Consider the following 24467-nt stretch of genomic DNA (forward strand, 5'->3'; position numbering starts at 1 on the left):
CTCAAAATAATATATTTCAATTATCCTTGATTCTGATTATTCTCATGCATTTTGCAATTTTGTGTAGAACATAAATCTGCACTAATTTTGCCAAAAAGCTTTTGTATCTGGCATTGTAACGAATCAAATGAAGATTGAGCTGCAGAAGGTTTTGCTCTTAGCACCACATCACAACCTGCAGGTAATAAAGATTCATAATTTTTTGCGATTACTCGCAGACGTCTTTTTACCTTATTGCGAACTACAGCTTTCCCCACTGATTTAGATACAGCAAGACCTAGCCTCTTTACATGTTCAAATTTTTGATCATGTAAGAAGGTATCAGAAAATGCCGCGGGAGTATCACTTTCAAAACCCGTGGCAATATAATCTAAACTTGCACTTCTATCTTCGTTAAGTGTGCTCTGCACGGCTATATCGTCACGCATAATGTAATGCGCGACGATATCCCGAGAACTCACCTTGCGCCGTTTTTTTAGCACCGCAACAAAATCACGGTGGCTTTTCAGCCTTTCCATGCCTTACGACGCTACCTTAACTCAGGCAGACAGTGACTTGCGGCCCTTGGCACGACGACGATTAATTACTGCGCGACCTGCACGCGTACGCATGCGAACGCGGAAGCCGTGCTTCATGTGACGACGACGATTATTCGGCTGAAATGTCCTCTTCATAACTAATGCTCCTGTATTCAGCCATGCAAAAGCATGGCCCCGTATGAGTCAAGCTATACCAAAATACTATTACCCCTCACCAATGCTCAAAACTCCACATTTTCTTATTAAAGAATCAACATAGTCAGATATAAATAAAAATGATTTATTCACATTTCTATTACAATTTATTGTACACGCAAAATCGTTGAAAAATAGCCAAATCTCAGCTTTAAACTTATCCACAAATTACACACATGTTATTCACAATTAAACAATTTCAACACGCTAGACTGTGGATAACTTCGTAGGGTCAGAGTAAACATATCTTACTGATACTTATTACACACGTGCGCGCGTAAACAGAATCAGCATTATTACATGTGCTAAATGCAAGTTTGGGGGGTGAAATGGCTGATACATTAGGCGATTCTACATCGCAAGCTGCTTTGGTATGGTCTAATACGCTTACTGTTTTACAGCATAATGCCCTTTTAACTGCGCGCGATAAAGGTTGGTTTGAAGGTGTTAAACCAGAAGCAATCTTTGGAACGACCATTGTTTTGTGCGTATCTAATGCTGAAACGCAACAAGCTTTGCAAAATGAATTAAATTCTCCTCTACTTACAGCATTAAAAATTTGCACTGGTAAAGATATGTTTCCTGCTTTTAGGATCGTCCCTCAATCTGAATATCAGGAAAAAGCTGCACAAAATTCTTCAAATTCTTTATCTCATCAAGCACAGAACAATGCGAATTTAAATAAAAATAAAATAGTAACTGATAATACAGTTTTGCCTGTTGATAATATTTCAGTTTCATCATCTAATAATTTGTCATCGGTTACAGCAAATAATTCATCTCCTGTACAACCAGATTTTGATCATGCAACTGGAATATCTACTCTTCAACAAACTGATATTTCTACTGAACAGGCTGCACAGCAAAAAATGCCTGTCTCTGTTCAACGCGATGCAATTACACATTTAAATACGTGCGCAACTTTTGATACTTTTGTGCCTGGCGATTCAAATCGTTTTGCAAGAACTGTAGCTTTGGCAGTCGCAGAGGGTTCCGGCAGAGATTTTAATCCTTTATGTATTTATGGTGGCTCCGGTCTTGGCAAAACTCACTTGCTTAATGCAATTGGCAATTATGCTTTAGTAAAAGATTCTTCACTTAAAGTGCGTTATGTAACAAGTGAGGAATTCACTAATGAATTTATTGAAGCTCTTCAAACACCAAATCAAAGTCAAGGTCAAATCGCTGATTTTAATAGGCGATATCGTGAAGTAGATGTTCTTCTTATTGACGATATTCAGTTCCTTGGTGGAAAAGAAGCAACACTTGAACAATTCTTCCATACTTTTAATTCTTTATATCAAGCAAATAAGCGAATAGTTATAGCTTCAGATGTTGCGCCAAAAAATCTTAAGGGATTTGAAGCACGCTTAATTTCCAGATTTGAATCAGGTCTTACGGTTGATATTAAACCGCCAGATTTGGAGACGCGTATTGCAATTCTGAGAATGATGGCATCAATGAATCACTGTAATGTTCCAAGTGACGTACTTGATTTAATTGCTGAACGTTTTACAGAAAATATTCGTGAACTTGAAGGTGCATTGACACGCGTTACTGCTGTAGCATCTTTAAGTAATCAGCCTGTTAGTAAAGCTTTAGCTGAACAAGCATTACAAGATTTCTTTGCTACAGATATTGAAGTAAGGCCAACTGACATCATTAGTCAAGTAGCTCAGTATTTCCACATGACTTTTGATGAACTTGTTGGTCGTCAGCGCACAAAGAATGTTGCACTCGCTCGTCAAATTGCAATGTATCTTGCAAGAGAAATGACAAGCATGAGTTTGGTTGATATTGGCGAAGTTTTTGGCGGTAGGGATCATACTACAGTTATGCATGCTTATACTCGAGTAAGTGGCGAGATGCAAGAAAAGCAAGAAATTTATAACTACGTTATGGAATTAACTGTTCGTTTAAAACAAAATCCTGTTGAGCGTAGAAATTAAACTTATTTTCCACATATTCATGAATAAATGTTTAAAAGTTTATAAAAAGTTATCCACATACTTAATAACAAATGTGGGTAAAAGCTGAGCATAACTCGTGGAAAACGCCGCTTAAAAATGTTATTAAGTTGTTTATAAGGCATTTAAAAATGTGGAAACTCTAAAAAATAGAAAAAGTTGTGGATAAGTTCCCCACTTATACACATTGTTGTTCTTGTGTTATCCACATCTTTTAATTGTTAATAAGTCTTTTTAAAAGCGGTTTTTAAGCACTTTTCCACATATACACAGTCTTTATTACTACTCTTATTTACTACTTAGTTAATAAGAAAAAATAACAATTGCAAAAGCAATGCAAACATTGAAAAATATTTTTTTTGTAGACACCCTCATACTGTAGAATAAATGCAGACTTTACAGAAAAGAGGAAGCATGAAAGTAGAAGTCAACTCTGCATCATTTGCTGATGCTGTAGCTTGGGCTACACGCGTAATTGACTCACGCCCTGCAAACCCTATTCTTGCAGGCTTAAAAATTGAAGCAGCAAATGGCACATTGCAGCTTTCTGCATTCAACTATCAAATTTCTAGCTGCCATCACATCGAAGCTGGTGTTGACGAAGAGGGAAGCATACTTATTCTAGGCAAATTGATGGCAGATATTACTAAGTCTCTTCCTGCAGAAAAAACTTATCTAAAATCTGAAAATAATACTTTGACTATTACTTCCGGAAAATCAACATTTACTCTACAACTTATGCCTCTTGGAGAGTATCCTGACTTGCCTGAACTGCCTCATAAATTAGGTCAGGTTGATGCACCAACATTTATTCAAGCTGTAAATCAAGCATCTGTTTCTACATCTAGAGAAGAAAATAGACCGGTTCTAACTGGAATTAGGATCCAATTTGAAGATGACACCGTTACTATGACTTCTACTGATAGATTCCGTCTATCTAGATCTACTTTTAAGTGGACACCAGAACATAATGACATTCATTCGACCACTCTTACTCGTGGGTCATTACTAAGAGATATTGCTCATTCTCTCGACGATCATCAAAATGTTATTATCCATTTTAATGAGGAAGATAAGTCACTTTTAGGTTTTGAAAATTCCGGTCGTACAAGTACTTCACAAATAATTGATGGAGAATTCCCTTCTGTAGATCGACTATTCGTAGATGAATATCCTATTCACGCAATTATTAATAAACAATTATTGATAAATGCAATTAAGCGAGTATCTTTAGTCGCCGAAAGAAATGCTCCTATTCGAATGATTTTTTCAAATCAGGAGTTAACTTTGAGTGCTGGTACTGCTGACGAATCACAAGCAAAAGAAGTACTTGATATCGATATGGATGGAGAAGACATAACTGTTGCCTTTAATCCGAACTACTTACTTGAAGGGTTAGGAGCTATTCCAGAGCCATTTGTGCATATGAAAATGGCAACAGCTGTAAAACCTGTTGAATTTAATGGTCAGCAGGAATCAGATGGTGATGAATCAACAGATTATCGCTATTTGCTTGTTCCTATGCGTTTTAATAATTAATATTGTTGCGATATTGCATTGTATTTTAGATTATTTTTTGATGTACAATGTAATATCGCATTTTTCTTTTAAAACTATTAAGAAAGGGTAATTAAGCAATGTATATTTCGCGAATTGCCCTTGATACATTTCGTTCTTGGAACCATATAATTTGTGATTTCAACCCTGGAATAAATGTTATATATGGCAATAATGGTTTAGGAAAAACCAATATTGTAGAAGCATTAGAAGTTACTGGTACTGGAATAAGTCACAGAACATCTTCAACATTGTCTCTTATTAAAAAAGGCTATGAAAAATCAATAATAAGAATAAATACCATTAATAATGATATAAATTATAAAAAAGATGAAACAAATACTGGCTTAAGTAATATTGCATCTTTAGAAAGTAATTTAAATCAAACAACTTATGAAATAGATCTTTACGTAAAAGGTTCTAATAGAGCACATATAAATTCTGGTAAAGCATTATATGTTAAAGACATTGTTGGATTATTGCCAATAGTTTCTTTTACTCCAAGAGACCAATTTCTTATAATTGGTGATCCTAATGTTAGACGTACTTTTATCGATCAAGCTGGATCTTTGTTAATACCAAATTATGTGCAATTATTGCAAGAATTTAAACATATTTCTAAACAGCGTGCTGCATTACTAAAAAATATTAGAGATTTTTCATACAAAAATCAGACAGTTTCATTATCCGGATTAGAAATTTGGACTGGTAAATTTATTGAAAGTGGTATTAACTTAACAAAAGCACGCCAAGAAACTGTGCAAATTATTAATAAATATTTCAAAAATATAATTAAATCTTTTACTAATGAAGAAAATACGGAAATAATATATGTTCCTTCTTTTGAAGAAGTACTATTTGAAAAAAAGAGTGATGAAAATATTGAAAATAAAAACGAGCTTTTTTCTAAAATAAGTGAGCATTTTCAACGTATTTATGATGGAGAGCTAGCTAGAGGATGCAATCTTATTGGCCCTCATCGTGATGATATTGACTTTGCTATTAATAATATTTCTGCTAAAGATTTTGCTTCGAATGGTGAATCTTGGACAATTGCAATAGCTTCAAAAATGGCATTATGCAAAGCATTAGAAGAAAAAAATAATGATAAACCTATTGTTATTCTCGATGATGTATTTGCACAACTTGATGAAAACAGGCGTATAAGAATATTAAATTTTGCACTTAATCAAGGTCAAGTTTTTATTACTACTTCTTCTCTTAGCGACATTCCTAATAAAGAATATATTAAAAAAACAAATCTTATAAATATTGGAAAACTATTAGAAAAAAATAATGAAATTAATAATTTCAGTGAAGAGCATAATAATATTTTGCTTGATGTAATAGAACAAAGAAAAAATAAGCAGGAGAAAAAATAATGATTCCTGTTAATATTCTTTTAAAAATTGATACTCGAAAATTACCTGCAATTATTTTTGATCCTATTAATAGAAAAGCTGAACGCGAAAATAATCGTGAAAAAAATGCAGAACAAGCTTGGGAAAATTTTGGAAAACCTGGTAGAGATCCTAAATCATTCTGTGGTATTTTAAAAAATTTTGCTTCTGAAAGTAATTGGAATAGTCAACTTTCTATAGCAAAATTACGTTCTTCTTGGCATAAAGTAGTAGGGGAAAGTATTGCAAAACATTGTGAAATAAGTCAAGTTGTAAATGGCGTGCTTATTGTTCGTGCTCAATCAACAGTTTGGGCAACTCAACTTTCTTATTTAATTCCACAATTAAAAGAAAAAATTAATAATAACCTTGAAAATATTGAAATAAAAGAAATTAAAGTTATTGGTCCAACAACGAGTGGATTGGGATTTTTAAGAAATAAATTTTAATAATATTATTATATTTTTTAAAAATAGTAAAAATGCCTATTTCTGAAGAGAGGTCATAGTATGTGTGTAGAATGTCATGTATTATGGCTAAAACGCTAGAATCCCCTTTTATGTGCTTTCTGGCATATGTTGGCTCTATAAATGCCTTTTAATATGAGGCAATTTGTGAAGGGACCTAAAGTGGCAAACACGGAAGATAATTCGATGGATAATGCCGTCGAAGAGCATAAACTCGATGATGCTCAACTCGATGATTCACTTGCTCCTGAACATTATGATGCGAGTGACCTTCGCGTTCTAGAAGGATTAGAGGCAGTTCGTATTAGACCAGGTATGTATATTGGTTCTACTGGTCCTCGTGGATTGCATCATTTGGTTTATGAGATTGTTGATAATTCTGTTGATGAAGCTTTGGCAGGATATGCTTCGCATATTGAAGTAACAATTTTGCCTGATAATGCTATTCGTGTTGTCGATGATGGTCGAGGTATTCCAGTAGATGAAGTGCCAGGCGAAGGTGTTTCTGGTGTTGAAACAGTTATGACTAAGCTTCACGCTGGCGGTAAGTTTGGCGGCGGTGGTTATGCTGTTTCTGGTGGTTTACATGGTGTAGGTATTTCTGTTGTTAATGCACTTTCTACTCGTGTAGAAATTGAAGTTCGTCGTCAAGGATTCCACTGGACTCAAACTTATGTTGATCAGCATCCAACTGCTCCTTTGGCAAAAGGTGAGCCAATGGCAGAAGGAGAATCTACTGGAACTTCTGTGACTTTCTGGCCAGACGGAACAATTTTTGAAACAACAGTTTATGATTTTGAAACCTTGCGTTCTCGCTTCCAGCAGATGGCTTTCTTAAATAAGGGTTTGAAGATTTCTTTAACTGATTTACGTAAGCCAGATGAAGCTGGAGATGAAGTTGCAGGTGATTCTGAATCTTCTAGTGAAGAAAAGCATAGAAGCGTAAGCTACCAGTATGAGCATGGTATTAAAGACTATGTTGATTACTTAGTTAAATCTCGAAAAGCTGTTCCAGTAGAGCCAGATGTTATTGACTTTGAGGCTGAAGATCTTGAAATTGGTATTTCTGCGGAAATTGCTATGCAATGGACTGTTGCTTATTCTGAAGCAGTTCACACTTTTGCTAATACTATTTCGACTACTGAAGGCGGTACTCACGAAGAAGGATTCCGTGCAGCACTTACTACTTTAGTTAATCGTTATGCTCGCGAAAAGAATATTTTGAAAGAGAAAGATACTAATCTTTCTGGTGATGACGTTCGCGAAGGCTTAACAGCAGTTGTTTCAGTAAAGCTTACAACTCCACAGTTTGAAGGTCAGACTAAAACAAAGCTTGGCAATTCTGAAGCTAAGACTTTTGTGCAAAGAGTCATGACTGAAAAGCTTGGAGATTGGTTTGATGCTCATCCAAATGAAGCAAAAAATATTATTCAAAAAGCTATAGAAGCTTCTCGTGCTCGACTTGCTGCTAAAAAAGCTCGCGAAAATACTCGTCGCAAGTCTATTTTTGAAACTGCTGGAATGCCAGATAAGTTGAAGGATTGCCAGTCAAGTAATCCTGAAGAATGTGAATTATTCATAGTCGAGGGTGATTCTGCAGGTGGCTCAGCAATTCAAGGTCGCGATCCTATTACGCAAGCAATTTTGCCTTTGCGTGGTAAGATTTTGAATACTGAACGCGCTTCAATCGACAGAATGATGAAGTCTGAAACTATTGAATCCTTAATTACTGCTGTTGGTGGTGGTTATGGAGAAGACTTCGATTTAAGCAAGGTTCGATATCACAAAGTCATTATTATGGCTGATGCTGATGTCGACGGTGCTCATATTGCTACTTTGAATTTGACATTATTCTTCCGCTATATGCGTCCTATGATTACTGCAGGATACGTTTATGTTGCTATGCCACCTTTGTACCGTTTGAAGTGGAGCAAGGGAGCACATGATTTTGTTTATACGGATGCTGAGCGAGACAGAGTTTTGGCAGAAGGTAAAGCTGCTGGTCGTCAACTTCCTAAAGGTGAAGGTATTCAGCGATACAAGGGCTTGGGTGAGATGAGTTATCAGGAGTTGTGGGAAACAACAATGGATCCTGAGCATCGTATTTTGAAGCAAATTCATATTGAAGATGCTGCTCGAGCTGATGAAACATTCTCCATGCTTATGGGCGATGAAGTAGAGCCTCGTAGACTCTTTATTCAAAGAAATGCTCATGATGCAAGGTTTATTGACGCTTAAAAGTATTAATTTATTCGAAAAGATAAAAAGAAAAAACTTTAATTTTTATAAGATTAAGAAGGAATTGAAGTGGTAGACGAAATAAATTCCGCTCGTGATGATGCTGAGCGAGATCAGCTTCCAGATGGTTCTATGGAACCACAGAGCCCTCAGGAAGCAGATAATACTGATTATGGCTTAATGAAGGGTGCTCGCGTAAAGAACATGGATTTGCAGCAGGAAATGCGCGAATCTTATTTAGCTTACGCATTATCTGTTATTGTTGAGCGTGCTTTACCAGATGTTCGTGATGGTTTAAAACCTGTTCACCGTCGTGTTATTTATGCAATGTATGATGGAGGATACAGGCCTGATCGCGGATATAACAAGTGTTCTCGCGTTGTCGGTGATGTTATGGGTAAGTATCACCCTCATGGTGATTCTGCTATCTATGACACTTTAGTGCGTATGGCTCAGTCTTGGTCAATGCGCTATATGCTTGTTGATGGTCAAGGAAACTTTGGTTCTCCTGGTGATGATCCTGCAGCAGCAATGCGTTATACGGAATGCCGTATGGCACCGTTGGCTATGGAAATGGTACGAGATATCGATAAAGATACCGTTGATTTCCTGCCAAATTATGATGGTAAAACTCAAGAGCCTACGGTTTTGCCAGCTCGTTTCCCGAATCTTTTAGTTAATGGTTCTGCTGGTATTGCTGTTGGTATGGCAACCAATATTCCACCTCATAATATGCGTGAAGTGGCTGATGGTGTGCACTGGGCGTTGGATCATCCTGATGCAAGCAAAGAAGAACTTCTTGAAGCTTTAATTCAGCGAATTAAAGGACCTGATTTCCCTACTGGAGCAACAATCTTAGGTCACAAGGGAATTGAGCAAGCGTACCGCACAGGTCGCGGCTTAATTACAATGCGAGCAGTAGTTAATACTGAGGAAATTAAGGGACGCATGTGCTTGGTTGTTACCGAGCTTCCATACCAAGTTAATCCTGATCGCTTAGCTGCTTCTATTCGTGAAGCTGTACGAGATGGCAAAATTCAAGGTATTGCAGATATGCGCGACGAAACGTCTGGTCGTACTGGTCAGCGTTTGGTTCTTGTTCTTAAGCGTGATGCTGTTCCAAAAGTTGTTTTAAATAATTTGTATAAGCATTCGCAATTGCAGCAAACTTTCGGCGCAAATATGCTTGCTTTGGTTGATGGCGTTCCTAGAACTTTGAGTTTGGATGCGTTTATTCGTCATTGGGTAACTCATCAGCTTGAAGTAATTGATAGGCGTACACGTTACTTAAAGCGTGAAGCTGAAGAGCGAGATCATATTTTGCAAGGCTATTTGAAAGCTTTGGATATGATTGATGAAGTTGTGGCTTTAATTCGTTCATCTAAAGATGTTGAAACTGCTCGTACTGGTTTAATGAATTTGCTTGATGTTGATGAAGTTCAAGCGGATGCCATTCTTGCAATGCAACTTCGTAGACTTGCAGCTTTGGAACGTCAGAAGATTCTCGACGAGCATGAAGATTTGATGATTAAAATTGCTGATTACAACGATATTTTGGCAAGCCCAGAACGTCAGCGCAAAATTGTTGGCGATGAACTTGATGAAATTGTTGCAAAATATGGTGATGATCGCAGAACTAAGATTCTTCCATTCTCTGGTGAAATGAATGTTGAAGATCTTATTGCTGAAGAAAACGTTGTTGTAACAGTAACTCGCGCAGGTTATATTAAGCGTACTAAGGCAGACGAGTATCGTGCTCAACACCGCGGTGGTAAAGGCATTAAGGGTGCAAAGCTTCGTGAAGATGATGTAGTTGATCACTTCTTCTTAACTTCTACACACAATTGGTTGCTCTTCTTTACTAATCGTGGTCGAGTTTATCGTCTGAAAGCCTACGAACTTCCAGAAGGATCTCGCGATTCTAAAGGTCAGCATGTTGCTAATTTGTTGCAATTTACTCCTGGAGAAACAATTCAAGCAGTGTTATCAATTCCAAATTATGATGTTGCTAAATACTTGGTATTGGCAACTCGTTCCGGGAAAGTTAAGAAAACTGCATTGCAAGAGTATGATTCTCCACGTCAAGGCGGTTTGATTGCTGTACGTTTGATGGCAAATGAAGAAACAGGTGAACCTGTCGACGAGCTTATTGGTGCAGCTTTGTGCAATTCAGAAGATGACATTATTCTTGTTTCTAAGCTTGGAATGAGTTTGAAGTTTAGAGCAGATGATGAACAACTTCGACCAATGGGTCGTCAGACTGCCGGCGTTCAGGGTATGAGATTCCGTGAAGGTGACGAATTACTCGATATGGACGTTGTTGCGGCAGAAACTAGTAAAGATCTTCTTGTTGTTACTAATGAAGGTTTTGCTAAGCGAACTGCTATTGAAGAGTATCGTTTGCAAGGAAGAAACGGCTACGGTGTTAAAGCTGTTCAACTTGCAGAGGGTCGTGGTTCATTAGTTGGAGCTTTGATTGTTGAAGAAACAGATCAAGTAATGGCAATTATGAAGTCCGGTAAGGTAATTCGTTCTGACGTTAATGAAGTGAAGCGCACTGGTAGAACAACTCAAGGCGTAACCTTAGCTAAGCCGGATAAAGGCGATGAAATTATTTCTATTGCCCGTAATGAAGAAACGGATGACGAAGAAAATCAATTAGAAGAAAAAGAAGCTACTTCAGAAAATGAGGAAGCTTAAGAAACTTCTTATGTGGAATAATATTAATAATATTATTCCACAAAAATTTGAGAGTACTAATAAAAACTGTTCTAGTCTGTTTTTATTGGTACTCTCATTGGTATAATGACACTGATTATAGGCAAATTAATAAGAGAAGGAACACTGAGATGAGCGAAAATTTTGAGCCATCGCAAAATCCGATGAATATGAATGAGGAATCTGCAAGATTTTTGTCTAATGACACAGAATTATCTGCAGAAAAAATGGTTCCTTCTAAGGAAGTTAATTATTCAAGTGAAGAAAATAATTTTGATGAAATATCTGGTAATTCTTCTTTAGGAAATATTGTTAAAAATTCATCATCTTCTGGACGTGTTAGTGGTAGTTCCAATACGTATCGTCGTACAATTGGTGGTGCTGCTTCATCTATTTCCAATAAATCAAATGCAACAAAATCGGGACGTGTTCCGCGTGCTCGTCGTATGAGTCTTTCTTTAGTAAGAGTAGATGCATGGTCTGTAGCAAAAGTAACATTCCTTTTAAGCGTTGCAGGAGGAATTATTCAAGTTATTGCTGCAGGTTTAGTGTGGTTGTTCTTGAATATGATTGGTGTATTTGATCAAGTAACGCAGATTGTTTCTTCTACTGGTTTGGATAGTAACGGTTTTAATCTTGCAGATGTGTTCTCACTCCCAACAGTATTAAGTACTGTGACTATTTTTTCAATTGTAGAAATAATTATAATAACCGTATTATCTGCAATAATTGCTCTTCTATATAACGTTGTTGGTTCATTAGTTGGAGGAATTCACATTACTTTAGGTGACGACTGATAGTGTGAATAATTTAGCTTTGGATAATAAAATTCCCACTGTTTACTACGAAGCAGTGGGAATTTTTTATAAGAAAAATAAGAAATTAACGTTTTACTAGTTCGTCACGAATATCTTGTAACAGTTGAATAGTTTTTTCTTCACGCTCTTTTCTTTTTTCTTCTTCAGTTTTTTCATGTTCAATTTGCAACAAATCTGCACCAATTTCACGCAATTTATTAATAGGTAAAACAATGCAGAAATAAACTGCTGTAGCAACAATAAGGAAATTCAATAATGCTCCAATTACTGCGCCAAAAGAAATTGTTGCACCATTCATACTAATAGTTAGAACACCATTAAGTTCTGGCTTTCCAAAAATCATTGCAATAAGAGGATTAATAATATAATTAACTATCGTTGTTACTACTGAAGTTACTGCACTACCCATAACAACACCGACAGCCATGTCGATTACGCTGCCTCGTAAAATAAATTTTTTAAATCCTTTTATCATTAGTATTTTCTTCCTTTTATATATTATTGAATATTAGATTGTGAGTTAGAATCTAATATTTGTTCTTCGTAAGTAGATTTGTCATTATTTCTGTTGTCAATATATAAATTATGTCGCTGGAACGAGCGCAAAATTGTAACAGAAAGTAGTGGATATATAATTGCTGCAGCTAATACATCCGTAGGGAAATGAGCAGCGACAATAATACGTGAAACAGCAACTATAACAACAAGAATTGCGCTAAAAAGTAATCCAAATTGAATTGATGATGGTTTATTGATGTAAAGAATCAACATTGCCATAACGCAAACTGCTACAGCTGCTGAAGTGTGTCCACTTGGGAAACTTGGATCAGTTGGTAATTTAATATTCAAACCAATGTACGGACGCGGACGATTTACAGCAAATTTAACTGCAAAAATGTAAATCATAGGAAGAAGCGAAATTAAAAGTTGAATTATTGTCATCTTCCAATTTTTATTTATAAATAATGAAAGCACTGCTAATAAAACAAGTATTGCTATGCAACCCTTAGTTGAAAAAACTAAAGCTAATATTTTTGAAATACTGAGAATTACAGAGGGAACACTCTTGTGGAACCAGGAGACTATGGATGATTCATAAGTGCGCTCTTTACTCGTAACTAATAGTGCTTTTCCTAAGAACGGAATAACAACTGCGAGTAATAGTGTAAAAATAGTAGCGGAATTTCTAGTGAAAACCGATAATCCGCTGTGATTACTGTTATTTTTCTGCATCATACTTGTTAAGATTACACGCACAATGATGTAAATGCACGTTGGAGAGTACGAAATAATATGTATAAAAAAGAAAATATATTAGAAGAAAAGCGTGTGGTAGTTGAACACCGTACCCGGTGACGAGTACTATGATGAACAGATAGAAAGGGTTTACCATGAGCGTGTTTGACCGATTTGAGAAGAGCGTGGAAGGTGCAATGAACAGCGTCTTCGCAAAATTCGGCTCCAAAGATTTGCAGCCAGTCGATTTTTCGAGTGCTTTGGAACGTGAAATTGACGCTGAAGCCATGCCTATTGGCAGAGATCACACAGTTGCTCCAAATGAGTACCGTTTTAAGCTGAGTACGCCTGATTTTGATCATATTGAACAATGGGGTAGTGAAGCATTAGCTAATGAGCTTGCAGATAATCTTACTCAATATGCTAAGAGTCAGCATTATGCTTTCGTAGGACCTGTAGTTGTTATTTTTGAAGAGGATTTGGAATTAACTAAAGGTAATTTCCATTTGACATCTGAATCTGTTCAGGGTAATGCTGTTCCTGTTACTACTGAGGATCAATCGCAGAATCACCCGATGCTTGAAATTAATGGTAACCAGTACTTGCTTACAAAGGATCGTACTATTTTAGGACGTGGGTCTGGTTGCGATATTGTAATAGATGATCCAGGTATTTCTCGTCATCATCTTGGTATTGATATAACTCCTGACGGTGTTATTGCTCGTGATCTTGGATCTACGAATGGTACATATGTAGAAGGTCATCAGGTTCCTGCAGCAACATTGGTTGATGGCAACACTATTACTATTGGTCGTACGCGTATTCTTTATTGGGCATCGTCTCAAGACCAGGAGTAATAAGTATTTCCGAGCTAGGAGACGATAACGCGCATGATGTTTACTGAATTAACGTTTGCAATACTTAAGTATGGCTTTTTAGTCTTACTTTGGATTTTTGTATGGTGCGCTATCCGTTCGCTTCGCTGCGATATTGAAGTATTTAGTCCTAAAAAATCTCGTTTTTGGAAGAAAAGTTCTCGTCGTAATTCTCGTGAAGCAAAGTTTTCACAAGTTATGCAAGTGCGTGAGACGCCAGTATTTGCCAAAGCAGAAAATCAAGAAAATACATCCGGTTCTCCAACTTTGTTAGTTGTTATTGATGGACCTTTGGCAGGATCTTCATTCCCATTGAACGCTGCTGGTGTGACTCTTGGTCGTGCTGCTTCTAATACAGTCGTATTAAATGATGAATTTGTATCTTCACACCATGCTCGTGTTTATTTTAATCAATCAGTTAATTCTTGGGTTCTTGAAGATTTAGGTAGCACAAATGGAACCATGATTGGTCATAATCGTGTTAATGAGCCTGTTATATTAGCTCCGCGTACTTCTGTGCGAATCGGCGCAACAATGTTTGAATTGAGGTAACAAATGAAACAAATCAATTCAAATAACGAAGAAGAAATTCAGACCGCAGTTACTGGGCAAATAGAAAAAATATCATCTATAACAGATAAAAATGATATTAAAGAAAATCGCGCAAATTCTGTAGAAAAAATACTTTTTATGTATGCTACGGCTGTCAGTGATGTTGGAACTGTTCGTAGTAATAATCAAGATTCTGCATTTGCTGGTGAACATTTAGCTGCAATTTGCGACGGAATGGGTGGTCATGCTGGAGGAGATACAGCTTCTACTATAGCGATTCGTTCTCTTGCACATATTGAACAAGATTCAAGACCGCATGATGTTAAAACTGTTTCTTCAATGATGGAAACATCGATTATGGCTGCTCATGATGCGATTGTTGGTAAAGCTAAGCGTGAGCGCCGTCTTGCTGGAATGGGAACGACAGTTACTGCAGTAACTCTTGTAAGAGGATACTGGGTTCTGGCTCATTTAGGTGATTCTAGAGCGTATCTACTAAGAGATAATCATCTTATGCGCATGACTACTGATCATAGTTATGTTCAGCATTTGATTGATACAGGTCATATTACGCCTGAAGAAGCGCGAAATCATCCTCAACGAAATGTTGTTATGCGAGTACTAGGTGATTTTGATATAGATCCTCGTCCTGATATTGCTTTGCGTTCAGCTCATCCTTCTGATCGTTGGCTTCTTTGCTCTGATGGATTGTGTGGAGTTCTTGAAGATTCAACTATTCAAGATGTGATGAGTAGTATTTCTAATCAAGAAGAATGCGCTCAAAAATTAGTATCTATGGCACTTCGTGCTGGTAGTACAGATAATGTTACAGCCGTTATTGCAGATGCAACGCTTGCACTTGATGCTGATGCATTTGATCTTCCGCATCAAACTCCACTTATTGGAGGAGCTGCAAGTAAGGATCTCGAGTCAATTGCAGATATCGTAAATAAAGCAGTAGCTTCAGCACCGGCATTGCGCGAAGATAAGAATTCACCAGCTCAAAGAGCAGCCGCGCTAGCTCAAGATGATGATAATTCTAAAAATCCAGATGAAGGAACAATATCTATTACAAGAATTGTGCAACCTTCACACATTCGTGAAGAAGTTGGAGAATTACATACACCTGACACTAATGAGATCCCTATAGTCAAAAAAAAGAATGGTAAAGTTTCAACAGATCCTCATGATCCAGATGTTGCTCGTGCTGTTAAACATGAGCAGGATGAGGCACATCGTGCTCATTCATTGAGGCGTAGATGGACTCGCATAGGCATATCTTTGGGAATATTACTAGTATTATTTGTTATTTCTGGAGTAGGTTACGGAGTATATGCGTGGACTCAAACGCAATATTATATTGGAAAAGACAGTAACAAAGTTGTTATTTATCAAGGAGTGCCAACAAATATTTTTGGTATTGCATTATCTCACAAAGTGGAATCTACTGACATCCCTGTTAATAAACTAGATAAATCTTGGCAGGATCAATTAAAAGAAGGTATTAGTTTTGGCAGCTTAGTTGAGGCTCGTGGTCATGCTTCGTTAATTCGTCGAGAAATGCGTGCGCGAGAACAAGAAAAACTTAATGAACAGAATCAAAAGAAATTAGAAAATAAAATAAATAAAAATAAAGATAACGCGAAGCAAGGGGGTAAAACCTCATGAATATGATTGCTACGCGTATCAGACAGATAGCATTATTGCTTTTTGCAACATTGCTTTCTGGCATGGCATTTTTACAGATGTTTTTCCGTATTGACGGTTATATTTCTGCTAATTATGCAGCAATGTTGATTCTCGTTATGGCACTGTTTTTCGTATTTTGGGGTGTTCTTCTTGTTAAACAGCCATATGCAAGTCAAGCTATTTTACCTTGTATTATGCTTTTAACTGCAATTGGAACAGTTCTTATAGCTAGAATCGATAGGCAAAATAATACAAATGTTGCAATAAAACAAATGGTGTGGATTTGTGCAGCATTAGTATTATCAATTATTTTCGTTATTCTTTTGAAAGATTATCGCATTTTAAGGCGTTTTTCTTATGTGAATATGGTTATAGGCTTGATTCTTTTGCTTTCACCTATGGTTCCTGGATTAGGTAAAGAAATTGGTGGAGCGAGAATTTGGATAGGTTTTGGAGATCACACAGTGCAACCAGGAGAGTTTGCTAAGCTTTTCCTGTCATTCTTCTTTGCTGCGTACCTGTTTAATCATCGTGATCGACTTGCTGTAGGTGGAAATAAGGTTTTGGGAGTTCACCTTCCTCGATTACAAGACATGGGACCTATTGCTTTAGTATGGGCAGCATCAATGGGTGTGCTTGTTATCCAGCATGATCTTGGAACGTCATTGATGTTCTTCGCAATGTTTGTGTCAATGTTGTATGTGGCAACAGGTCGAAGAGGATGGATTGCTGTTGGGGGTATTGCTTTTGTAGCTGGATGCTTGATGGCAGTAAAGTTATTCGCACATGTGCAATATCGTGTGGATTCGTGGCTTCATCCATTTGATAATGCGGTTTATAATCGTTTCCCTGGTGGCTCAGCGCAAATTGTATCTGGATTGTTTGGTTTGGCTGCTGGAGGAACAACTGGAACAGGTTTAGGACAAGGTCATCCTTCTATAACACCGCTAGCTAATTCTGATTTTATTTATGCTTCTGTTGGTGAAGAGCTTGGTCTTACTGGGCTTCTAGCCGTATTGGTTTTGTATTTAATTATTATTGCATCCGGAATGATTACTGCAATGAAAATTAAAGATGGCTTTGGAAAATTATTAGCTTCAGGGCTTGTTTTTACTATGGCTTTCCAAGTGTTTACTGTTGTTGGTGGAATTACTTTGGTTATTCCATTAACCGGTTTAACTTTGCCGTATATGGCAGCTGGAGGTTCTTCTTTAGTAGCAAATTATTTGCTTGCATCTTTGCTTATTGTTATTTCTCACGCTGCAAATAAACCTGAACCTGCTCCTGTTTCAGATACTTTCCAATACGCTGCCTTAGCAGCGTTGCGCGAGCGTGAATTGCAAGAGCGAGCTAATACGAATACAAATAATAGTGAATATAACAATACAGATTATGAAAATAATATAGATGCTTCTGCTGTTATTTCCTCTTCAGAAAGAGGTGATAACAATGAATAAAAGTCTTAGAGAACTTTTTACTGCAGTATTGGTACTTTTTGTAATACTTGGTATTTCAAGTACAATTATTACTTCTATTAAAGCGAATGCTCTAAATTCTGATCCTCGAAATCGCAGAGCTTTATACCATGAGTTTGGAGCTCCACGTGGAGCAATACTTACATCAGATGGCACAGTTATAGTGAAATCTGAACCATCTAAAGATGCTTTTGTGTATCAACGTCAGTATTCTAACGGATTAGTATATGCTCCAGTTACTGGATATTTTTCTATTAGCCAGCGTGCAGATAGAGGAATTGAAGCTTCTCGTAATAGTTTATTAAGTGGAGAATCAGATGCTCTGTTCTGGCAAAGATTCCGTTCATTATTTACTGGAGCAACTAATCGCGGAGCTTCTATAGAAACATCAATTGATTCACGTTTGCAAAATCTTGCTTACAATCTTCTTAAAGGCAAAGACGCAGCTTTAGTTGCAATTGAGCCAAAAACCGGAAGAATTCGCGCCATGGTAAGCACTCCAAGTTATGATCCGAATGATCTTGCTCTTCACAATATTAATGAAGTAAATAAATCGTATGAGAGAATAACATCAGATGTGTCAAATCCTATGCTGAATCGTGCTGTTTCTGAGCTTTATGCTCCTGGCTCTACGTTCAAAACTGTTGTTGCAGCAGCAGCATTAGAATCTGGAAAATACAAGCCTGATACGAAAATACCTGCTGGTGCGAGCTATGTTTTGCCTGGAACCAAGACGTCTCTTACAAATGTCACTTACCAAGCGAATGGCGTTGATGGAAAAATATCTTTTGAGGATGCTTTAGCATATTCGTCTAATACTGCTTTTGCTCAATTGGGTAATTCTTTAGGATCTGACGTAATTGTAAAGCAGGCAAGAAAGTTTGGATTCTTCGATTCGCTGCCTATTGATGGTTCTGATTCTACTGGATTCCCAATACGATCCGTGAAATCTACTTTTTCTATTAAGCCAACTCCAGATAGACTAGCTCTGGAATCAATAGGTCAAGGTGATGCAAAGGTTACACCTTTGCAAAACGCTATGATTGCGGCAGCTATTGCAAATAATGGAACATTGATGAAGCCTACTCTTGTTGATTGTGTAAGATCTAGCGATTTGTCAGTATTGTCACAAACTAGACCAACCGTTATGAACCAAGTAATGAGTAGTGACAGTGCATCTAAATTAACTTCTATGATGCAGGCTGTTGTTACAAAAGAAAATCCTAATCTTGCTTTACCTAATATTCATGTTGCGGCTAAAACAGGTACTGCACAGATTGGAATGTATAATCAAGCTGCTAATGGTTGGGTTATTGGATTTGCTCCTGCTGAAAATCCTAGAATAGCTATAGCGGTTATAGTACATAACACAAGTACATTTGGTAGTTACGCGGCAGGACCTATTATGCGACAAGTGATGGAGGAGGCGCTTAAACAATGAAACTCGTTGAAGGACAGTTAGTTCATCATCGTTATAGACTTGATCGCCGCCTTGCTCAAGGCGGTATGGGAGAAGTTTGGAAAGGCTTTGATATTCAACTTGGGCGAATTGTTGCCATTAAGGCGTTACGTACAGATACCGTAAACGTTGAAGCAAAATTACGTCGTCTTCGTGCTGAAGCGCATAATTCAGCAAATTTAGCGCATCCTAATATTGCAGCATTATTTGACTATTATGAGCACGATGGTATTGGATTCCTAATTATGGAATATGTGCCAAGTAAATCATTGGCAGATTTGTATCATAAAGAAAAAATAATTGATCCTACCAAGTTACTTCCTATTCTTATCCAAACAGCTCGAGGACTTTTTGTAGCTCATTCTCATGGCGTAATTCATCGCGATGTAAAACCTGCAAATATTATGGTTTCTGATACTGGCAATGTGAAAATCACAGATTTTGGTGTGTCATATTCCAGTGACCAAGAACAGATCACTCAAGATGGCATGGTAGTTGGAACAGCTCAATATATTTCTCCAGAACAAGCACAAGGTGAACAAGCTACTGCACAATCTGATATTTATTCGTTAGGTGTTGTGGCATATGAAGGTTTGTGCGGACATCGTCCATTTACTGGAGCAACGCCGGTAGATATTGCTGCTGCACATGTTAATGATCCTGTACCACCTTTGCCAGAAAATGTTGATTTGCAATTACAACAGTTTATTATGTCTATGCTTGCAAAGAATCCAAAAGATCGTCCAAAAGATGCATTAGTTGTGTCGAAAGTATTATCTCGTATTGAGCGCAGACTGCTAGATCAAGAAACAGCCTTCAACAATACAACAGGAGTACTTTCTACAAATTTGCGACAACGAAGATGTATTAAAAGTATGCCGCAAAACCAAGTAAATATTATTAATATTTTTAATACCAATGATCGCAAGGAGCAGCAATGAATACCACAATGCCCACCTTATTAGCGAATGGTCGATACGAATTAGGGGAGCTTATTGGCCGCGGCGGCATGGCGGAAGTGCGTGTTGCTGTTGATAAGCGCTTAGGTCGTACAGTTGCTGTGAAAATCATGCGTTCTGATTTAGCGAACGATGAGATTTTCCTTTCGCGATTCCGCAGGGAAGCGCATGCCATTGCGCAGATGAACAATCCTAATATTGTGAATATTTATGATTCTGGAGAAGAATCTGTTATAGCAGAAAATGGCTTAGAAGAGCGTTTACCGTATCTTGTAATGGAATACATTAAAGGTAAAACATTACGCGATATTCTAAAAATGAATGGAGCTTTAAGTCAGAGAGACGCTGAACAAGTTATGCTTGGCGTGCTCAATGCTTTAGAGTACTCACACAGAATGGGTATTATTCACCGCGATATTAAGCCTGGAAATATTATGATTTCCGAGCAGGGCATGGTGAAGGTAATGGACTTCGGCATTGCTCGTGCTCTTGACGATTCTGCAACAACTATGACACAGTCTCAAGGTGTTGTTGGAACAGCACAATATTTGTCTCCAGAGCAGGCTCGTGGTGAACAAGTAGATATGCGCTCTGATTTGTATTCTGCAGGGTGTGTGCTGTATGAAATGCTAACTGGACGTCCTCCTTTTATTGGAGATTCAGCTGTTGCCATCGCATATCAGCATGTTTCAGAAGTGGCGACACCTCTTAGCACACTTGTTCCAGGCATGCCTGCTATGTGGGACAAGATTTGTGCTAAAGCAATGGCAAAAGATAGACAAAATAGATATGCCACAGCATCAGAGTTTAAGAATGACATTCTAGCGTTTATGAACGGCGGAGTGCCTGTTGCAGCAGCGTTTAATCCATTGACTGATTTAGCTAATATGAAGGCGCGTAAGCAGGCTGAACAGGATGCTGCAACTATGGCTATGGGCATGACAGATGGTGCTGCAACTCAATCGTTTAATCCTATTACTGGTCAAGTTGAATCTGCAAATATTGCATTTTCTCCTAGCACGCGCGCGTCACAAAGAGCAACAATGCAAGCGCAACGTCGTAAACGAGTAGTAATCGGATCTATAGTTGGAGTATTAGTAACAGTATTAGTTCTTCTGGGTGTGCTGTTTATGCTCAATCGAAGTCGTGCTACTGGAGATGTTGTAGTTCCAACATTTATGGAGACAACAACGCAGGATGCTGCTCGTGAAAAGTTGCGTGCACTTGGTTTGGTTCCAGATATTCGTGAAGATGATCATTCTTCTCAACCTGAGGGAACTTTTACTAAGCAATCACCGCGTGGAGGTGAGCATGTTGCTTCTGGATCCAAGGTGACTGTATGGTTCTCGGTTGGACCACAATCAACTCGCGTGCCAGATGTAAGTGGTAAAACGCAAGAAGCTGCTCGTAAAATGCTTGAGCGTGCTGGGTTTAAGATTGCTAATGTTCGAGTAGAAGATAGTGCAGATATTAAGAAAGATCATGTAACTCGCACAGATCCTGACGCAGATTCGTTTGCTGATAAGGGTACGTTAATTACTTTATATATTGCATCCGGTTTAACTAAAATTCCTGACGGTCTTGTTGGTCAAAGCAAAGACATTGTGGTTAGCCAATTAGAGAATTTTGGTTTTACTACGGATGTAGTTAAGGAAGATTCAGATAATGTGCCTGAAGGTTCTGTAACTCGACTAAATCCGTCGTCTGGTTCCTCTGTTAAACCACACAGCTCTATTACTGTGTATGTTTCTCAAGGTGCTTCGAAAGTTGAAGTTCCTAGTATAGATCTTGGTACTGTTACCTTCAAACAGGCGAAGAAAATACTTGAAGCAAAAGGTTTGAGAGTAGTATCTGATTCAATGGCAAAAGATGACGATATAGTCATGAGCATGTCTGAGGAAGCAGGAAGCAAGGTTGAGAAGGGCAAAGCGATTACATTAGTTACACGTCCAAGCCTTGGTTCTTCATCTGATTCAGACTGATTTAGATTTGTATTAGATTAAGTCTGTAAAAAATAATGTATATGCTGCTTGTTCTACAAGAAAAGTAGAACAAGCAGCATTTTTGTATCTCTAATGTTTGTATCTCTAATAAAATTCGTATATTACTTATAAAAATTGATGCGTGAAAATAGATCTGCATAAATAGACTTATATTAGGTTGCAAAGTATGTGATAAAACGAAAAAATAGCTGTTTAAGATATGTTTGTTTATTTAGACATAGTTTTACAGCAATGCGTTATTTTATGTGTTTCTATAGGCTTTTATTTTATTAATATAAACAAAAGGCGACTGCGCTTCATACGCAATCGCCTTAAATGTTTTTATTTTGTAAGTTTTAAAGCAATCGTAAGAATATTTAAAACTTACTACTTAACCCGTTATCATACAGTTGTTGAGTAATTAGACATCTGCTGAAGGAATGGAATTGTAGATGCGCCCCAAGGGAAAATCCACTGGAATAATGCTAATACAATGAAGAAATAAATCAGAATCGAAAGAATCCAACGAATCGCTGTAATACCTGGTTGTATGCGCAAAAGACCGCCAAAAATGCTTGCATCAGGCTTTTTCTTTAATCCAGAATGAATAGCGCGAAGTTCTGGCCATTGCCAAGCAATTGCTCCTGCTACGAAAATCATCATATACACTAATAAAACAACCACCATAACTGGCACTAGTGAAGAAAGACGAGAAACTAGAGATTGTTGCTCATTGTTAATAAACTTCACTTTTCCTTGCTCATCAATAGTAGAAAGTTCTTTTGGAATGCCATCGCTAATCTTTGCCCAATAAGCGAATTTTGCGTAGCTAATCCAGCGATGAGTTGCAGCAGTATACTTAGGTTCGCACGTTGTAAGAGTAAGCATACGTTTTGTTGGTTTCTCACCAGGATGATCAGGATTTGCATCAATAACTTCACCGTGATCTGGTGTAACAATCTTGTAAGAAGTGTACTTATAGACGAACCAATAATCCTTTGTGCGAACTACTATTGCGTCGCCAGGCTTCAGTAAGTCTACATCTCCCAATGGCTGACCATAACCATTTCGGTGACCTGCTACTGCAAAATTACCTATTGCACCAGGCATTTGTGTGGTTGGATAATGACCTAAACCACGCTTGCTTAAGATGTCTGGCGTAATGCCTTCTACAACATTTCGTTCCCACTGATTTCCAAAACGTGGTATGTATAAACGAGCTACAAGGTCTTCAGACTTTGGTTTGCTTAAAGCAGGTGGGTCAGTATTCTGTGGTAAAGCAATCTTCGTTTTATCACCAGTTTTTGGGTTTTGCCAAGATATTGCTTGACGTGCCTCTACTTGAGTGTGCTCAGCCTGCTCTCCAGTCCACCACATTTGCCATGCAATGTACAATGCGCAAATAACTGCAAAAGCTATCAACAGTTCGCCAATAATTCCAGCGGCTTGCCACCAGAAATTCGAGCTGCTACGCTTCGTTTTTCCTTCCTGCATATTAGCAGATTGCATAGTGTGCTACTCCTTTATTGATGTATGAAGACTTTGCAACATATTTTATTTGTTTAGCACTTTAGGAACTGTTGCGTACCTTAATGGTTGCAACAAAGCCGATGCTTCAGGGAATCGCAGATTATTCTTTTTCTCCACTTTCCATCCTAATCCAAACGAACTTACATACTCCTTGTAGGTGTGTATGGCTGGTGAATTGTTTAGAGCATCAACCATGCTATCCATTGGACCAATAGCAGATATTTTATACGGTGGCGAGTACTGATGACCTTGCAACATAAGAACGTTACCAATACAAACAACTGCGGAGTTAAATAATACTCGCTGATCCTGAATAGTTATTGCTTCTGCTCCGCCGCGCCACAAAGCATTTACTACAGCTTCAATATCTTGCTGGTGGATTACGTAATCATTAATGGTTCCGGATGTTCCGGAACCATTAACTGCGCCTTTCCATAGAGGAGAGTCGTTAAGAGTTACAACAATTCCAGGTCCTTCAAGTTTTGGAAGTACGGTACTACTTCCAGTATCAGAAGATTCTTTTCCTTCACTAGTGCTGCTACCAAGCGTTTTATTAAGTAAATTAATTTTAGAATCTAAAGATTTTATATCTTCTCGTAAATTTTTTGTGCGCTGTGAATTTCTTTCAACCATTTGACTCGTATTAGAAGTCACAAAAGCAGAGCGGTTTACGCGCAAGTTAAGAACGAATAAATAGCCGGTAAGAAATACTGCAACGGCAACAGCAAAACTGCTTAACAGCGAGTGTTGAGCACGATGTTTCCCAGTTCTCTTAGCCATATTTTATCTTCATCCTTCACGCGTTCGAGTG

Annotated in this window: 20 protein-coding genes; 14 read left to right on the top strand and 6 right to left on the bottom strand. The window is 37.7% G+C overall.

The features are described from left to right. Window positions 1-20: 20 nt before the first annotated feature. Complete coding sequence (rnpA, locus tag P0108_RS02115; protein WP_033888537.1) at window positions 21-518, bottom strand: ribonuclease P protein component; 498 nt, start codon at window positions 516-518, stop codon at window positions 21-23. Window positions 519-539: 21 nt separating this feature from the next. After that, the gene (gene rpmH / locus P0108_RS02120) at window positions 540-674 is read right to left on the bottom strand and encodes a 50S ribosomal protein L34 (RefSeq protein WP_004106067.1); all 135 of its coding nucleotides are present in this window, start codon (window positions 672-674) and stop codon (window positions 540-542) included. Between the two features lie 389 nt (window positions 675-1063). On the opposite strand from rpmH, the gene dnaA reads away from it, so the two are divergent. From dnaA to P0108_RS02155, 7 genes are all read left to right on the top strand, one after another. Next, entirely contained in the window at window positions 1064-2683 is a 1620-nt protein-coding gene (gene dnaA / locus P0108_RS02125; protein ID WP_004109588.1) for a chromosomal replication initiator protein DnaA, read from the top strand. A gap of 432 nt (window positions 2684-3115) precedes the next feature. Further along, window positions 3116-4240, top strand: coding sequence for a DNA polymerase III subunit beta (gene dnaN, locus P0108_RS02130; RefSeq protein WP_102155568.1), 1125 nt, complete (start codon window positions 3116-3118; stop codon window positions 4238-4240). A 98-nt stretch (window positions 4241-4338) separates the two neighbouring features. Then, entirely contained in the window at window positions 4339-5640 is a 1302-nt protein-coding gene (gene recF / locus P0108_RS02135; protein ID WP_473730718.1) for a DNA replication/repair protein RecF, read from the top strand. Further along, window positions 5640-6107 (top strand): DciA family protein, encoded by a 468-nt coding sequence (locus P0108_RS02140; protein WP_004109579.1) that lies wholly within the window; start codon window positions 5640-5642, stop codon window positions 6105-6107. The genes recF and P0108_RS02140 overlap by 1 nt, the downstream gene beginning before the upstream one ends. A 180-nt stretch (window positions 6108-6287) precedes the next feature. Then, window positions 6288-8363: a DNA topoisomerase (ATP-hydrolyzing) subunit B gene (gene gyrB / locus P0108_RS02145; RefSeq protein ID WP_004106076.1), complete on the top strand. Its 2076-nt coding sequence runs from the start codon at window positions 6288-6290 to the stop codon at window positions 8361-8363. A 69-nt stretch (window positions 8364-8432) separates the two neighbouring features. Continuing rightward, the gene (gene gyrA / locus P0108_RS02150) at window positions 8433-11063 is read left to right on the top strand and encodes a DNA gyrase subunit A (RefSeq protein WP_103013749.1); all 2631 of its coding nucleotides are present in this window, start codon (window positions 8433-8435) and stop codon (window positions 11061-11063) included. A gap of 245 nt (window positions 11064-11308) precedes the next feature. Next, complete coding sequence (locus P0108_RS02155) at window positions 11309-11878, top strand: DUF3566 domain-containing protein (protein ID WP_369827461.1); 570 nt, start codon at window positions 11309-11311, stop codon at window positions 11876-11878. An 85-nt stretch (window positions 11879-11963) separates the two neighbouring features. Here the strand turns inward: P0108_RS02155 and mscL are convergent, their stop codons facing one another. Both mscL and P0108_RS02165 read right to left on the bottom strand, forming a co-directional pair. Then, window positions 11964-12374, bottom strand: a complete 411-nt coding sequence (gene mscL / locus P0108_RS02160; RefSeq protein ID WP_012913695.1) for a large conductance mechanosensitive channel protein MscL — start codon at window positions 12372-12374, stop codon at window positions 11964-11966. Between the two features lie 23 nt (window positions 12375-12397). Then, on the bottom strand, window positions 12398-13135 hold the full coding sequence (locus P0108_RS02165; RefSeq protein ID WP_102704528.1) for a phosphatase PAP2 family protein: 738 nt from the start codon (window positions 13133-13135) through the stop codon (window positions 12398-12400). Between the two features lie 155 nt (window positions 13136-13290). Between P0108_RS02165 and P0108_RS02170 the strand changes: the two genes are divergently transcribed. The 7 genes from P0108_RS02170 to pknB are packed head-to-tail and all read left to right on the top strand — an operon-like array spanning window position 13291 to window position 22126. Then, on the top strand, window positions 13291-13992 hold the full coding sequence (locus P0108_RS02170) for an FhaA domain-containing protein (RefSeq protein ID WP_012913694.1): 702 nt from the start codon (window positions 13291-13293) through the stop codon (window positions 13990-13992). A gap of 33 nt (window positions 13993-14025) precedes the next feature. Continuing rightward, window positions 14026-14562, top strand: a complete 537-nt coding sequence (locus tag P0108_RS02175; RefSeq protein WP_012913693.1) for an FHA domain-containing protein FhaB/FipA — start codon at window positions 14026-14028, stop codon at window positions 14560-14562. Between the two features lie 3 nt (window positions 14563-14565). Beyond that, complete coding sequence (locus tag P0108_RS02180) at window positions 14566-16230, top strand: PP2C family protein-serine/threonine phosphatase (protein ID WP_004109546.1); 1665 nt, start codon at window positions 14566-14568, stop codon at window positions 16228-16230. Then, complete coding sequence (locus P0108_RS02185) at window positions 16227-17708, top strand: FtsW/RodA/SpoVE family cell cycle protein (protein ID WP_004109544.1); 1482 nt, start codon at window positions 16227-16229, stop codon at window positions 17706-17708. Before P0108_RS02180 ends, P0108_RS02185 begins: the two co-directional genes overlap by 4 nt. Continuing rightward, window positions 17701-19167 carry a peptidoglycan D,D-transpeptidase FtsI family protein gene (locus P0108_RS02190; protein ID WP_004109541.1) on the top strand — a complete coding sequence of 489 codons (1467 nt, stop codon included), beginning with the start codon at window positions 17701-17703 and terminating at the stop codon, window positions 19165-19167. Before P0108_RS02185 ends, P0108_RS02190 begins: the two co-directional genes overlap by 8 nt. Then, window positions 19164-20126 (top strand): serine/threonine-protein kinase, encoded by a 963-nt coding sequence (locus P0108_RS02195; RefSeq protein ID WP_004109538.1) that lies wholly within the window; start codon window positions 19164-19166, stop codon window positions 20124-20126. Before P0108_RS02190 ends, P0108_RS02195 begins: the two co-directional genes overlap by 4 nt. Beyond that, window positions 20123-22126: a Stk1 family PASTA domain-containing Ser/Thr kinase gene (pknB, locus tag P0108_RS02200; protein WP_012913692.1), complete on the top strand. Its 2004-nt coding sequence runs from the start codon at window positions 20123-20125 to the stop codon at window positions 22124-22126. Before P0108_RS02195 ends, pknB begins: the two co-directional genes overlap by 4 nt. A 402-nt stretch (window positions 22127-22528) precedes the next feature. Here the strand turns inward: pknB and P0108_RS02205 are convergent, their stop codons facing one another. Next, window positions 22529-23635: a class E sortase gene (locus P0108_RS02205; RefSeq protein ID WP_004109532.1), complete on the bottom strand. Its 1107-nt coding sequence runs from the start codon at window positions 23633-23635 to the stop codon at window positions 22529-22531. Between the two features lie 45 nt (window positions 23636-23680). After that, entirely contained in the window at window positions 23681-24436 is a 756-nt protein-coding gene (locus P0108_RS02210) for a DUF881 domain-containing protein (RefSeq protein ID WP_004109529.1), read from the bottom strand. Window positions 24437-24467 lie beyond the last annotated feature (31 nt).

It is taken from the genome of Gardnerella sp. c10Ua_244 (assembly GCF_055818055.1).